This window comes from bacterium (assembly GCA_028821235.1).
GTDB lineage: Bacteria > Actinomycetota > Acidimicrobiia > Spongiisociales > Spongiisociaceae > Spongiisocius.
Map to the genome: position 1 here is coordinate 15,542 of JAPPGV010000089.1, position 13,739 is coordinate 29,280.

General features: G+C 67.5%; 13 protein-coding genes. 10 read left to right on the forward strand and 3 right to left on the reverse strand.

What is annotated here, in order from left to right:
* Positions 1–122: 122 nt before the first annotated feature.
* From OXK16_10105 to pucD, 4 genes are read left to right on the forward strand one after another with little or no spacing between them, the layout of a single operon-like run.
* A complete protein-coding gene (locus tag OXK16_10105; GenBank protein MDE0376300.1) occupies positions 123–1,004 on the forward strand; it encodes an FAD binding domain-containing protein in 882 nt (293 codons plus the stop codon).
* Positions 994–1,464: a (2Fe-2S)-binding protein gene (locus OXK16_10110; GenBank protein MDE0376301.1), complete on the forward strand. Its 471-nt coding sequence runs from the start codon at positions 994–996 to the stop codon at positions 1,462–1,464. The genes OXK16_10105 and OXK16_10110 overlap by 11 nt, the downstream gene beginning before the upstream one ends.
* A complete protein-coding gene (locus OXK16_10115) occupies positions 1,461–2,456 on the forward strand; it encodes a GTP-binding protein (protein ID MDE0376302.1) in 996 nt (331 codons plus the stop codon). The genes OXK16_10110 and OXK16_10115 overlap by 4 nt, the downstream gene beginning before the upstream one ends.
* A complete protein-coding gene (pucD, locus tag OXK16_10120) occupies positions 2,456–4,780 on the forward strand; it encodes a xanthine dehydrogenase subunit D (GenBank protein ID MDE0376303.1) in 2,325 nt (774 codons plus the stop codon). Before OXK16_10115 ends, pucD begins: the two co-directional genes overlap by 1 nt.
* Before the next feature lie 83 nt (positions 4,781–4,863).
* Here the strand turns inward: pucD and OXK16_10125 are convergent, their stop codons facing one another.
* From OXK16_10125 to OXK16_10135, 3 genes are all read right to left on the reverse strand, one after another.
* Positions 4,864–5,301 (reverse strand): type II toxin-antitoxin system VapC family toxin, encoded by a 438-nt coding sequence (locus OXK16_10125; protein MDE0376304.1) that lies wholly within the window; start codon positions 5,299–5,301, stop codon positions 4,864–4,866.
* Positions 5,298–5,555, reverse strand: coding sequence for a ribbon-helix-helix domain-containing protein (locus tag OXK16_10130; protein MDE0376305.1), 258 nt, complete (start codon positions 5,553–5,555; stop codon positions 5,298–5,300). Before OXK16_10130 ends, OXK16_10125 begins: the two co-directional genes overlap by 4 nt.
* Before the next feature lie 128 nt (positions 5,556–5,683).
* Complete coding sequence (locus OXK16_10135) at positions 5,684–6,838, reverse strand: TlpA disulfide reductase family protein (protein ID MDE0376306.1); 1,155 nt, start codon at positions 6,836–6,838, stop codon at positions 5,684–5,686.
* 217 nt (positions 6,839–7,055) lie between these two features.
* On the opposite strand from OXK16_10135, the gene OXK16_10140 reads away from it, so the two are divergent.
* The 6 genes from OXK16_10140 to OXK16_10165 all read left to right on the forward strand — a co-directional run bounded on the left by OXK16_10140 (position 7,056) and on the right by OXK16_10165 (position 13,709).
* Positions 7,056–8,552, forward strand: a complete 1,497-nt coding sequence (locus OXK16_10140) for a hypothetical protein (GenBank protein MDE0376307.1) — start codon at positions 7,056–7,058, stop codon at positions 8,550–8,552.
* Positions 8,553–8,722: 170 nt separating this feature from the next.
* Positions 8,723–10,096 carry an extracellular solute-binding protein gene (locus OXK16_10145; GenBank protein ID MDE0376308.1) on the forward strand — a complete coding sequence of 458 codons (1,374 nt, stop codon included), beginning with the start codon at positions 8,723–8,725 and terminating at the stop codon, positions 10,094–10,096.
* 95 nt (positions 10,097–10,191) lie between these two features.
* A complete protein-coding gene (locus OXK16_10150) occupies positions 10,192–11,043 on the forward strand; it encodes a sugar ABC transporter permease (GenBank protein ID MDE0376309.1) in 852 nt (283 codons plus the stop codon).
* Positions 11,044–11,045: 2 nt separating this feature from the next.
* A complete protein-coding gene (locus OXK16_10155; GenBank protein MDE0376310.1) occupies positions 11,046–11,888 on the forward strand; it encodes a carbohydrate ABC transporter permease in 843 nt (280 codons plus the stop codon).
* 46 nt (positions 11,889–11,934) lie between these two features.
* Positions 11,935–12,702: an MBL fold metallo-hydrolase gene (locus OXK16_10160; GenBank protein MDE0376311.1), complete on the forward strand. Its 768-nt coding sequence runs from the start codon at positions 11,935–11,937 to the stop codon at positions 12,700–12,702.
* Positions 12,699–13,709 (forward strand): Gfo/Idh/MocA family oxidoreductase, encoded by a 1,011-nt coding sequence (locus OXK16_10165; protein ID MDE0376312.1) that lies wholly within the window; start codon positions 12,699–12,701, stop codon positions 13,707–13,709. Before OXK16_10160 ends, OXK16_10165 begins: the two co-directional genes overlap by 4 nt.
* Positions 13,710–13,739 lie beyond the last annotated feature (30 nt).

Genomic DNA, 13,739 nt, shown 5'->3' on the forward strand with positions numbered 1-13,739 from the left:
TCTTGCGTCGGCATGACCGAACGGACGGTCCGAATGAGAGCGTTCTCCGCCGGATGTGTGGGGGCACATCGGCCCGTCCGACCGCCCACTAGCATCGGGGGTCGCCGCAACAGAAACCTGGATTGGATTACCTTCGACCTCGCACGTGGCAGGATGCTGTAGCGCTGAAGACGGAGAACCCTGCCGCGGTTCCCATCAACGGCGGCACCGATCTCATGGTCGATCTCAACTTCGCCCGCTGCCGGCCGGCGGCTCTCCTCGATCTGTCCCATCTCGACGGACTCAAGCGGTGGGGCAAGAGCAACGGTACGGTCGAGCTCTGGGCCGGCGTCACCTACACCGATGTGTTGGAGCACCTGGGGACCGACCTTCCGGCGCTGGCGATCGCCTCGCGGACGGTGGGGTCGCCCCAGATCCGCAACCGGGGGACCATCGGGGGGAATCTCGCCACCGCTTCTCCCGCCGGGGATTCCCACCCGCCGTTCCTGGCTACGGGCGCGACGGTCCGGGTCGAGTCGATGCGAGGGGTCCGCGATGTTCCGGTCGGGAGTTTCTTCACCGGTCCCAAGCGCACCGTGCTGGAGCCGGACGAGCTGATCAGGTCCGTCCTGGTTCCCACCGCTCGGGGGCCACAGCAGTTCTCCAAGGTGGGCACCCGCAACGCGATGGTGATCGCGGTGGTCTCCTTCGCGCTCGCCTTCGACGTGCCGGGCCGCCATGTGGGGACCGGGATCGGTTCCGCAGCCCCCACGCCGATCGAGGCCGCCGGCGCCGCCGCCTACCTGGAGCAGGAACTAGACCGCGGCGGGTATTGGCAGGATTATCGAGAGCTTCCCGCCGGGATCGTGGAGGGCTTCTCCGAGCGGGTAGCGGCCGCCGCCCGGCCGATCGACGACGTGCGCGGTCCGGCCCGATACCGTGTCCATGCTCTTCGCGTCATGGCCCGCCGGACCCTGCGCTGGGCCTGGTCGGCCCTGGCGACGGATGGATCCCGTGCTCATTGAGTTGACCGTGAACGGCAGGAGCCGTACGGCCGAGAATGTCTGGGCCGGTGAGAGCCTCCTGTACCTCCTCAGGGAGCGGCTGGGTCTGAGGGGCTCGAAGGACGCCTGTGAACAGGGAGAGTGCGGATCATGTTCCGTGTACCTGGACGGTGAACTTGTCTGTGCGTGCCTGGTGTCGGCCGGCCAGGCCGATGGCGCCGAGGTGGTGACGGTGGAGGGCCTGTCGGACGGGGAGGCGCTCCATCCGATCCAGCAGGCATACGTGTCCGAGGGGGCGGTCCAGTGCGGCTTCTGCACGCCCGGGCTGATCGTCGCCACCCACTGCCTGCTCGATGCCAACTCCGATCCCTCGGACGCCGAGATACGTGAGGCTCTGGCCGGGAACCTCTGCCGGTGCACCGGCTACGAGAAGATCGTCTCCGCGGTCCGGCTGGCTGCGACGGGAACGGCGCCCGGATGAGCACGGTGCCCATCCCATCCAGGACCGGCCCGAGCGTCACTGTCCTGACCGGCTTCCTGGGCGCCGGGAAGACCACCCTCGTGAACCACATTCTCTCGACGGACCACGGCCGCCGTATCGCGGTGATAGTGAACGAGATGGGTGAGATCGGGATCGACGGCGATCTCATCGTCTCCTCTGACGAGGAGGTGATCGAGATGGCCAACGGGTGTGTCTGCTGCACCCTGTCGGTTCGCAACGACCTCACGGCCACGATCCGGAAGCTGCTGGCCCGCCCGGAGCCGCCCGACTACGTGGTCATCGAGACCAGCGGAGTGGCCGATCCGGTGCCGGTCACCCAGGCGCTCTTCGTGGACGAACTGTCCGATCGCATCGCGGTCGACGGGATCGTGACCATGGTCGACGCCAAGCACGTGGACGCCCACCTGGACGCGTTCGGTCCCGACCGTCGCGATAGTCGGGTGGTGGACCAGATCCTGTCCGCCGACCGGATCGTGATCAACAAGACGGATCTGGTCGGGCCGGACGCCTTGCGGAGGACAGAGGCCCGGATCGGTGAGTTCAACAGCACCGCGCCGGTCATCAGATCGAGCTATTCCAGGGTGGATCCGGATGAGATTCTCGGGATCGAGGCCTTCGGCGGATCGGCGGCGTCGACAGACGGCGGGTTCTTTGAGGACACCTATGTGCCCTCCGGCGATCCGGGCATCGAGGCCATCAGCATCGAGGTCGACGGCGAGTTGGACGAGGCGATGCTGAGGGGCTGGCTCGAGAACCTCACCGAGGCGCGATCAGCCGACATCTACCGGATGAAAGGCATCCTCGCCGTGGCCGGGCGCCCCCGCCAGACCATCCTGCAGGGAGTCCATCGACTCTTCGAGATCTATCCCGGCGGGCGATGGTCGGGCAGCCGTGGCAGCCGACTGGTCTTCATCGGTCGTGACCTCGATCACCGCATGTTGCGGTCCGGTCTGGAAGGCTGCCGCGCCTGATGGGAGTTCGCTCGCAGTTGGACACGAAGGTTCGCGACCGCGCGGCCCACGCGCGCGGCGTCGGCGCCTCACCGCCGCGTCCTGATGCCCCGCTCAAGGTGCTGGGCCGCTTCGCCTACGCCTCGGACCTCCACATAGACGGCATGCTGTGGGGCGCCACGGTCAGGAGTCCGCACCCGAGGGCACGCATCCTGGGTGTCGACATCGGCCAGGCCCTGGCGATCCGGGGGGTTGCCACCGTGCTGACCGCCGAGGACGTGCCCGGACACCGTTTCTACGGCATCAAGGTGGCTGACCAGCCCGTCCTGGCCGCCCACGAAGTCCGGTACGTGGGGGAGCCGGTGGCGATCGTGGCCGCCGACCATCCCGAGACGGCCCGTAGGGCGGTCGAGGCCGTCACCGTCGAGTACGAGGTGCAGGCGCCCCTGACCGATCCTGAATCCTCCCTGGCAGGGGACGGGGATCCGATCGACCCGGGCGGGAACGTGGCGCGGCACGTTCGCATCCGCCACGGGGACGTTGCAGCGGCTCGCTCGCGGGCAGAGATCGTCATCGAAGCCGAGTACCGCTCCGGGGTCCAGGATCCGGCCTTCCTGGGCCCGGAAGCCGGTCTGGCGGTGCCGGACGGGAGCGGCGGCATCGACCTGTACGTGGCGGCGCAGTGGATCCACGACGACCGGCGCCAGGTGGCAGCCGCTCTCGGGCTGGATCCGGGCATGGTGCGCCTGACGCTGAGCGGGGTAGGCGGTGCGTTCGGGGGCCGGGAGGATCTGTCGGTCCACATCCATGCCTGCATGCTGGCGCTGCGGATGGGCCGTCCCGTCAAGATGTCCTACAACCGGGAGGAGTCCTTCGTCGGCCACGTCCATCGGCACCCCTCGCGGATCCGGGTGGAGTTGGGCGCCCGCCGGGACGGAACCCTGGTCTACTCCAAGGTGAGGCTCCTGCTGGACGGAGGCGCCTACACGTCCACCTCGCAGATCGTCATCGCCAACGCCTCCTACTTCGCCGCCGGCGCCTACGCCGTCGACCACGTCGAGATCGACGGCTACGCCGTCTACACCAACAACCCTCCCCGCGGCGCCATGCGCGGCTTCGGGGCAGTCCAGGCCTGCTACGCCATCGAATCGGCCATGGACCGCCTCGCGGGGGAACTGGACATGGACGCGGTGGAACTGAGGATCCGTAATGCCATCCAGGCGGGAGACCTCCTACCCACCGGACAGGTGATTGACGGCCCCGCCCCAACCCGCGAACTCCTCGATCATCTGCGCAGTCTTCCCCTGCCCCCCAAGCGTCCTGCGGCAGGCGAGGACCTGAGGCGGCTGCCCGGCGGCGTGGGCAATACCACCCACGGGGAGGCGGTGGTCCGGGGGGTCGGCTACGCCCTCGGGATGAAGGCGATCGGCTTCTCGGGAGGCGTGGACGACATCTCCACGGCGCGAGTGTCGGTCTCGGTTGCAGGCGGCCGGCCCGTGGCGGAGGTCTACAGCGCCGCCTCGGAATGCGGGCAGGGCATCGTGGCGGTCCAGGCCCAGATAGTGCGCACCGAACTGGGCATCGACTCGGTGACGGTCCGGCCCGCCGACACTGACATCGGGGACGCCGGCTCGTCGGCGGCCTCCCGCCAGACCTGGATGACCGGGGGAGCGGTCGAGGGCGCCTGCCACGGCGTGCGCGAGCGGATCCTCGAGCGGGCCGCCCGGCGCCTCGGTTGCTCTCCGCGAGACCTGGCTCTCACTCCCCACGGGGTCACGGTTCCCGGCAAGGGGGAGGCTCTCGTTGGTCTTGCCGACATCCTCGGCCATGACACGATCGAGCACACCTTCGTGTACCACCACCGGCCTACCGAGCCCATCGACGACGTCCGGGGCCAGGGCAACGCCCACATCGCCTTCGCCTACGCCGCCCACCGGGCGGTGGTCGACGTGGACACCGAGCTGGGTCTGGTCCGGGTGGTCGAGCTGGCCACCGCCCAGGATGTGGGGAGAGCCATGAACCCCCAAGCCGTCGAGGGCCAGATCGAAGGCGGTTCCGCCCAGGGTCTCGGCCTCGCCCTGCTGGAGGAGGTCCAGGTCGAGGACGGCTTCGTGAAGAACGCTTCCTTCACCGACTACCTGGTCCCGACCATCCTCGACATGCCTCCCATGAACGTCCGGCTCTTCGAGTTCCCCCATCCCGACTCCCCATACGGGCTCAACGGGGTAGGGGAGCCGCCCACGCTGTCCTCCACCCCGGCCATCGTCAACGCCCTGCGCAACGCCACCGGCCTCGACCTGCCAAGGGTCCCGGTCCGACCAACCGATCTGATCTCGTCGTTCTAGCGCGACGGCTCTCGGGAAGAATAGGTCGATGCGACCTACGTTGTCCCGAGTCTCTACAAGCCCCTATCCGCGAAGAGTTGGGGTTAGCCGACGTCTAGGAGCGGGTTGTGCCATCGCAGTCCTGGGAAGCGGGCGAAGTCACCGTCGTTGGAGTGGACCTGGGCTTGGTGTTCGATGGCCAGCGCGGCGATGTGGGCGTCGGTGACGAGGTTCCCGCCCACGCCGACGGCGGCCAGCAAGTTGCGGAAGATGGCGAGGTGCTGAGTGCCCGGATTCAACGGAGTGACGCTGGATGAGCGGAACCACTTGGCCACGAGGTCGGCCGCGTGCTCTGGTGCCGCCGGGTCGCGCAGCACGGCGGGATGGGTAAGCAGCCGTACGAACCCTGTCGCCACGAGCCAAGGAACCCCTACTCGCTCGGTTCCGTTCACCAAGTCCTCCCACCACCGGCGTGCCGGCTGGTGCAGCGGCGCGCCGGCGGCGTGGGCGTACACGAGCAAGTTCAGGTCTGGGACGATCACTGCGCCTGCGGGCCGGGGAATCCGCCGACCTCGAGCGAGTCGTTGAGTTGGTTGAGTCGCATCGGATCGACGCCGGGCCTGAACCCGCTCGGGTAGGGATCGACTAGGTAGCGCGGCGCGGTCTCGACGAGCGCAGGGGACAGGCCCCGTCTCAAGGTGTCGTTGACCACCTTCTTGAACGGCTGGTCTGTGCGCTGGGCCTGTTCCTTGAGGGCATCAGCCAGATCGTCATCAAGAGTCAGAGTCGTACGCATGTAGACATCATAACATCAATGTCAAGTGATGCCATGATGTTAGATCGTGAAGCCAGATGTCATTCGATCACCACTAGCAAACCGGCTCCGACTCAGGGGGACTCCGAGTCTCGAGCCTGCAGGCTTCTCTAGCGGCGGCGTAGTTGTTTGATCCGCCGGGCGGCTGGGGTCCATAGCCACTCGGGTTCGGTGAACCGGCGATGGTCCTCGCCGGGCAACCCCAAGGGGTCGTAGTAGCTCTTGTCGGTGTTCTTGCGCAGATAGCTTGTTCGCCGCAGCACCTTCAGGGAGGCATAGATCGTCCCCTTGTGGGTCCAGCCCTGGCGCTGGTAGTTCCAGTTATCGGGCGCCAGGTGCTGCGCTTCGCTGAAGTACCGCCAAGCGCGTTCGCTGTCGCCCACCGACTCGAAGTGCAGCGCCAGCTTGAACGTCGCCTCCGCCAACCGTAGGTCGTCATCGACGGGCTTGAGCCGCTCGGCTAGTTCCTCGCTGGACCAGACATGCTCGCTGTCGGCTCCCTTGTCGATCCAGTCGCGAATGGCCCGGGCGAATGCGTCGTCGCCCACGCGGACCTTGCCGAGGCCGAACCTGATGGTCGTGTGAGCGGGGTACGTCCCCTCGTTGCTACGGACGATGCGCCCGTCCTCGTCTATCCACGCGGCTGACGGCACGCTCACCCAGCCGAACAGCGAGCTGATCTGATGGGTCGGGTCGATGACGCACCGGTAGGTCGGCGAGGCCCGGTCGAACCATTTGTCCACCACGGCGGGTCCGCCCGAGTCCTGCGCCACGCTGATCAACTCGAACCGGTCCGGACCGATCGATTCGTACAGATCCTGCCAGTCCGGCAGGCTGAAGCGGCACCCTCACCATGAGGACCAGGTGAACAGCACCACCTTGCGCCCCCGCAAGTCCGAGAGACTCAACGTGTTGCCGTTCCGCTCGGTCACCTCGAAGTCCGGGGCGATGGCGCTCTCAAGCCCGGCGCGACGGACCTCGGGCACCGAGCCGAGGCTCCAGACATCGCCGTCACGGGCGTACTTCTGGCCGATCCTGTCCGCGAATCCCGAGTAGCAGAACCAGACCCAGTCGTCGGCGTCCGCGATCCACTCCTCACGCTTGTCCGCCGGCAGCGGTACGCACAAATCGCCCAGGCAGGCGCCCTCCGGCTTCATCTGCCAGCCGGTGGCGCGCGGGAGTTCGTCCATCCGCACCCACAGCGCTCCCGCGGGGTCGGTCCGCCGGGCGACCTGGTTCGTCTTGCCGTTTACGAGGATGATCATGCTTGCTCCGCGAGAGCCGGCTCGCCCGGCCAGTTGAGCGCTTCGCCGTGCGTCAGGCTCCATTGGTACCTGACCGTAGTGCTCGCCGGCTACGAAGGCTATTGGCCATGGGCGGCCATCACGGACCGCTACGGGTTGGAGATGCGGCGTTCGTTTGCCTACGACCGGGTGTGCCAGGGACGGACCGCGCCCGGTCGCGAGGGTGATCGGAAGCCCGGTGATTCGGGCGGGGCAGTCCTATTGGTACCGTGCGGACCCGCTCGGGAGTGCCGAGGGGGTGATTCTCGTAGAGGGGATGAATCGTGCGGTCAGCAGGGAAGAGACGCGGTCGGTGAGGGTGGGTCGAGTCGGTCTGGGCTTGTTGGGCGCGGCGTTGGCGTCCGTCTTCATTGCGGCGTGCGGGCCGGCGGATGATCTGTCGACGTCGGGGGCTTCAGTCGTGTCGACCCTGGCCTCCGAGACATCGGCCGGAACGACCGCGGCTTCGACCGCGCCGGTCCCGGTTGTCGAGACGGGTCTCGACGGCGTGTCCGCGGACGCGCGTTCCCTCGTTGACATCTGGCTGTCCGCGGTGTCGGAGTCGGGTGGAGCGTGGCCGGGTTACGACCTTGGCGATATCCCGACGGTGTTGGTCTCGGTCGACGTCGGGGGGAGCATAGGGGCTGTGGTGGCCTTCAACCACCCGAGTCCGAGCCCCTTGGGGAGCGCGATCCTGGATGTCGAGGTGGGCGGCCACCGGGTGGCGGTGGTCGGGGAGCCCGCCGACCCGGAGAGGCTGGCCTCCATGGCGCCGTTCGACTTCTTCGCGGACATCGGCGGTACGGAGACCTTCGTGCTGGTAGGACAGCGGGGAGAGCCGGGCCGGGAGCCTGACACTCCGGGGTTCGTGGCGATGGTCGCCCACGAGGCGTTCCATCGTTACCAGTTCGATCACTGGGTTCCCGGCGCAACTGCGCAAGACGTCGTGGGATACGACTTCGGGGCGGAGAACCTCGAGTTGGTGCTGCTCGAGAACCGGGTCCTGGTCGCTGCCTACCAGGCGCGCACGGTGGGGGAAACCGAGCGGCTGGCCCGCCAGTTCGCGGCGGTGCGCGCCGCCCGGCACGAGCGGGATCCCAGGGTTGCGCTCGATGAGGAGCAGGAACGTATGGAGGGGTCGGCCCGATGGATCGAGCACCGGATGGGCGACGCGATCGGAAACACCTACCTCTCTACCAATCACACCAGCGAACTCGGATACCTGGATGAGAGCATCGACGACCCCGGGGCGGTGCTGGGCAACGTCAAGTCGTTCTTCGGGTTCGGGCGCTTCTACAGCAGCGGCGCCACCGTGCTCGCTCTACTCGAACGCCTCGGTGTGGCCGGCGCCGACGTCGCTGACCGGCTCGGGGACGGTGATACGCCTGCCCAGTTGCTAGCACAGCGCATCGCGCCCCTAGGCGACCGCGACGAGCTGGTCGCGGCGGCCTGGGCGGAGCACGATCCGGACGGCCGGCTCGGCGCGGCCGCGGCGGCCCTCGCCGAGCTCGCAGCCGGCGAGGGGGAAACCGACTTCGGCGCCGGCGACGCTCCTGAAGAGACGCTCGGACCCGGTTTCGAGGTCAGCGAAGACCAGATTGCCTGCCTCCTGGACCATGGGCTCGACCTGAGCGCCGACAGCGTCACCATCCCCGACGACATCGCGAGTGCCTGTCTCGGCGACTCCGGATCCTGAGCGGCCCGTTACCCGCGGCAGCCTCCCGGTCCAGGAGAAGCGGCCCTCCCGGCGAGCCGGGCACTCCTTCCTCGGGCCCAAAACTTTGGCGCGGCCCGCCGCGATGGGCTATTTTTCCTGAAGCGGGCAGAACGAGCTCGAGAACAGTGACCTATCGAAGGAGGCCGCCTTTGGTACCGAAGTCCAACCGTCCCCACCACTTCACCCGCCGCCAGTTCCTTGGCGGAGGCTCCGCACTCATGGCCTTCGCCGCCATGGGGGGTCTGTCCGCGCTGGTGGCCGCCTGCGGTGAAGGTGATCCGATCGAAGAGGGCGCCGAGCCCGGTACCGACTTCACCGGCAACCTGGGCGTCCTGATCGGCACCCACATGGATCCGGTCAAGGCCCTTCTCGAGCAGCATCAGGGTTCGGTCGGGTTCGCACCCACCATCGAGGAGGTCACCACTCCCGACCTCCGGAGCAAGCTCACCACCTCGTTCCTGGCACAGAGCTCCCCATGGGATGCGGTGTTCGTCACCGCCGAGCTCGGCGCCGAGTTGGGCAACCGCGGCTGGCTGACCAACGCCGGCATCTTCATGGATGAGCGGGTCCGTCCGGAAGGAGACCTGCTGACCAGGGGGATGGGAGCGGTGGAAGTCGGAGGCAACACCCTCGCCGTACCGTGGACCATGGGCAGCCAGTTGCTCCACTGGAACAAGCAATTGATGGAGCAGGCCGGACTCGATCCGGATGCCCCGACCGACTGGCATTCCACGCCCAACTCCTGGGACACTTTCGTCGAGTATGCCAAGGCCATGACCGGCGAGCGGGACGGCGTGCAGTACTACGGATATACGGACGCCTGGGCCGACAAGCATGTCCTGTGGACGTGGGGCGGCATGCTCAACATGCACGGCGGGAGCTTCCTCGACGAGGAGTCCCAACCGGCGTGGAACTCGGAGGCCGGGGTCGAGGCCCTGCAGAAGCTCTACGACCTGCTGCATACCCACCAGGTCATCGACCCGGCCGTCACCACCTACACGTGGGTGTTCGACGCCACTCCCGGGTTCTTCGAAGGCACCAGGGGCATGTTCATCTCCTGGCCGTTCGTGGCCGGTGTGGCGGCCATTCCCGACGCGGCGCCCGGTTTGGCCGGTCACAGCGCCTTCGCCCCCAACCCGGCGGTGGTGACCAGTGGATCGGTGGACGGCTCCGAGTTCTTCGGAGTTCCGGTCTACGCCGAGAACAAGGACGAGGCATGGCGCCTGCTCGATCTCATCACCTCCCGCGAGGGCCAGCGGGTGGTGGCGATGGGCGGGTGGGGATCCATCTATTCGGGAATCCTGCAGGAACCCGACATCGTGGAGGCCTTCCCGTTCTACCCGGCCCTCGCCAAGGCATACGAGTATCCCGTGGACGGCGGGTGGTCGGAGGATCGTCCTCGCTGGACCCAGATGCTGGCCGATGAGATCCACGAGGTCCTGGCCGGCAACAAGGCACCCAAGCAGGCGCTGGACGACGCTGCCGCGGCCGCCACCGCGGCCCGGAGGCAGGACGAGGAGTAATCTCGCCGCCTCCTGACGACATGACTGGAGAAGTCCGGGCGGAGGAAACAATCCGGACAGGAAGCCGCCGGGGTCGCCGGGCAGCAATTGCCCTGGTGGCCCCGGCGGTCTTGATCGTGGCCGGCGTGTACGCGTACCCGGCCATCACCACGGTCGCGTACAGCCTGTCGGCCATCGACCTGTCGCCCCGGTTCCGGATCGTCCGGTTTGTCGGCCTCGACAACTTCATCGACCAGCTCGGGAGCGGGGCGTTCTGGGAGGCCACCTGGACGACCCTCTACTTCGGGTTGATGCTCTGCCTGGTCACGGTGGTCGCGTCATTCGCCATCGCCCTTCTGCTCAACAAGACCTTCCTGGGACGGGGCCTGGTCCGGGTGACCGTGCTCCTGCCCTGGGCGGTCCCGCCGGTGGCCTCGGGAGTGCTGTGGGTGCAGATGTTCCATGCCGAGTTCGGCTTCCTGAACGGGCTGATCAGGGCGTTCGGCGGCGAGGGGGACATCATCTGGCTGGGCGGGCAGGGCATCGCCCTTCATTCGGTGCTGATCGCCGAGGTATGGCGCTGGATCCCCTTTGCAACCATCTTCCTGCTGGCCGGGCTCCAGATCGTTCCCCGGACCGTCAAAGAGGCCGCCGCCATTGACGGGGCCGGGTCATGGCGAACGCTGCGCCACATCACGCTGCCGCTCATGTTGCCGGTCGTCATACCGGTGGTGATCTTCCTGTTCGTCTGGGCGATGAAGGTGTTCGACACCATCTTCGTCCTGACCAGGGGAGGACCCAGCCGGGCCACCACCACCCTGAACTTTCTGGTCTACCGTCAGGGTTTCGAGCAGTTCGACTTCGGGAGCGCGGCGGCGACGGCCTACCTGCTCTCGGCGCTGACGGTGCTCGCCATCGCCGGGCTGGGCTGGATGCTGGTCCGTGCCCGAAGGCTGGCGGGGGCGTGACCATGGTCGGAGCCGCTCCGGGCCGGGTCGTCCGCCGGGCCGCAACGTATGTCGGGGCGGCGGTGGTGCTCATCGTGATGGCGTTCCCTCTCTACGGGATAATCCTCACCAGCACCCAGACCGAGCGGGACATCCGTTCGGCTGACGTGGCGTTCGTCCCCACCTACATCACCACCGAGCACTACACCCGGATCTTCTCCGCCTCGTCCGGCGTCCCGGTTGCCGAGTCGATGGTCAACAGCCTGGTCGTGGCGATCGCTACCGCCGTGGTGACCGTGGCCATCGCGGTGCCCGCCGCCTACGCCCTCAACCGCATGCGGGTGCCGGGCCGCCGCCTGATCCTGGGTGGTTTCGCGGCCATCTACGTGTTGCCCACGCTCCTCTTCATCATGCCGCTCTTCATCACGGTGGTGCAGCTGGGCCTGCGCGACACCTACGTCGGCCTGGTCCTGCCTTACGTGGCCTTCACCCTCCCGTTCATGGTCTGGATCATGGGATCGTTCGTGCGGGCCATCCCCGTCTCGGTGGAGGAGATGGCTCTGATCGACGGCGCCGGCCTGGCCCAGCTGATCCTCCGCATCGTCCTGCCCTTACTCAGGCCCGGGATCTTCGCCGGGTTGCTCCTGGGGTTCGTGCTGGCCTGGATAGAGTTCCTGACCCCGCTGCTCTTCACGTCCAACCTGTCGATGATGACCGTCACGCTGGGCTTGTTCCGCTCTACGATGGATATCGAGATCGGGCAGTTGGCGGCGGCCACCGTGATGACCGCGCTGCCGGTGATCCTCATCACGGCCTTTTTCCAGCGGAACATCACCGAGGTCATCACTGCGGGGGTGGAACGATGAGCCGCCGGTCGGACCGGCTCGACCCGAACGAAGGGAGGCATGGCAGATGCCGAACCAGATAGACGTGGTGATACAGCCGGTGGTGCTGAGGTTCAGCCTGCTGGACGACGAGGTGGTGTACCACTTCGCCGCCGACACCGACGCGGTGCTGGACCGCATGGAGCGGATGATGGGCATCGACCCGGCCGAATCCAGCCTGTTCGACTCCAACCTGGGCTTCCTGCCGGTGTCCACCACCGTGCTGGTCCGGGGCCCGAAGACCGTCCTGGTGGACCCGGGCAACCATCACACCGGTTTCTACGGCCAGCTCGGTATCGGCCTGGCCCGTTTCGGGGTCACACCCGCCGACGTCGACTACGTGGTTTGTACCCACTGCCATCACGACCACATGGGCAGCGCCTTCCGGATTCCCGGCGCCGACCTGGTTATGGGCCAGGGGGAGGTCGACTTCTGCGAGGAGATCTACGGGCCGGAGGAGACCGAGCGGCGGCTGGCCGTCATGGGCGACCTGATCGAGGTGCCGCGCGGCGGCGAGCTGGAGATCATGCCCGGCCTGGTGGCTATCTCGACCCCGGGACACACCCCCGGCCACATCAGCGTGATGGCCGAGTCGGAGTCGGGGGAGCGGGTCCTGGTGGCCGGTGACACGGTCATGACCCGCCGCGAGTATTCGGAGCGGTCCTTCTCGCATTGGTATACCGACGACCAACTCCGGGGGCTGAACGCCAGCCTCGACCGGATCCAGTCGTTGGCGCCCACCCGGGTGATGCCCGGCCACGACCGGGTCTTCGCCCCTGCCGGGGATCTGTCGTGAACCGGTTACGCACCGCCGTGGTCGGGACGGGGATGATCGGCTCGCTCCACGCCCGCATCTACGCCGAGCATCCGCTGGCCGAACTTGTGGGGGTGGTCGACGCCAGCGCGGACGCGGCCCGGACGGTGGGGGAGCAGCTCGGCGTCCCCTGGTTCACCGAGGTCACCGACCTGCTGGAGGGGTGCGATCTCGCCGCCGCGTCCGTCTCCGTGCCGGAGCACCATCGCTATCCGATCGCCATGCAGCTGGCGAGGGCCGGAAAGCACCTGTTGCTGGAGAAGCCCCTGGCGCCCTCGCTGGCCGGCGCCGACCGCCTGATCAAAGATCTCGAGGAGACCGGAGTGCTGACCATGGTCAACTTCATCCTGCGCTTCGATCCCCGCTACTCGGAGGCCAAGGCCGCGGTCGCCTCAGGGCGCATGGGTGATGTCCATACCATCTTCGCGCGCCGGCGCGGTTCGTCCCTGGGCGCCGACATCTACGGTGTCTGGACCGATCTCCTGATCTCCACCGGCATCCACGACCTGGACGTGATGGCCTGGCTGGCGGACTCCCCGGTCACCAGGGTGTATGCGGAGACCATCTCCCGCCGGTCGGCTCCCTACGGCCATGATGACGCGGCCATGGTGCTGGTGCGGTTCGAGAACGGTGTCATCGGTTCGCTCGAGATCAGCTGGGTGCTACCGCCCACCATCCCGGCGCTGCTGGACGCCTCACTCCAGCTGGTCGGGACAGGGGGAGGTGTGTTCGTGGACGGATCCAATCACGGCCTGGCCATAGCGGACCGTGAGGGGTTCACGCATCCCGACCTGACCCACTGGCCGGTGAGCCGCGACCGGGTGAGCGGCGACCTGGCAGGCTCGCTGGATCACTTCATCCGGGCGGTGCTGGATGGCCGCCCTCCCGAGGTGACGCTCGGAATGGCCCGTAACGCCCACGCCATCGTGGATGCCGCCAAGCGCTCGGCCGAGTCGAACCAGCCCGTGTCGCTCACGCCGCCGGGCTGACCTGGTGGTCTGTCTGCGAAACAGCTTGGC

Coding starts and splice junctions, on each gene's coding strand:
- OXK16_10115 (MDE0376302.1), top strand. CDS start 1,461: ATGAGCACGGTGCCCATCCCATCCAGGACCGGCCCGAGCGTCACTGTC.
- pucD (MDE0376303.1), top strand. CDS start 2,456: ATGGGAGTTCGCTCGCAGTTGGACACGAAGGTTCGCGACCGCGCGGCC.
- OXK16_10130 (MDE0376305.1), bottom strand. CDS start 5,555: ATGCGTACGACTCTGACTCTTGATGACGATCTGGCTGATGCCCTCAAG.
- OXK16_10155 (MDE0376310.1), top strand. CDS start 11,046: ATGGTCGGAGCCGCTCCGGGCCGGGTCGTCCGCCGGGCCGCAACGTAT.
- OXK16_10160 (MDE0376311.1), top strand. CDS start 11,935: ATGCCGAACCAGATAGACGTGGTGATACAGCCGGTGGTGCTGAGGTTC.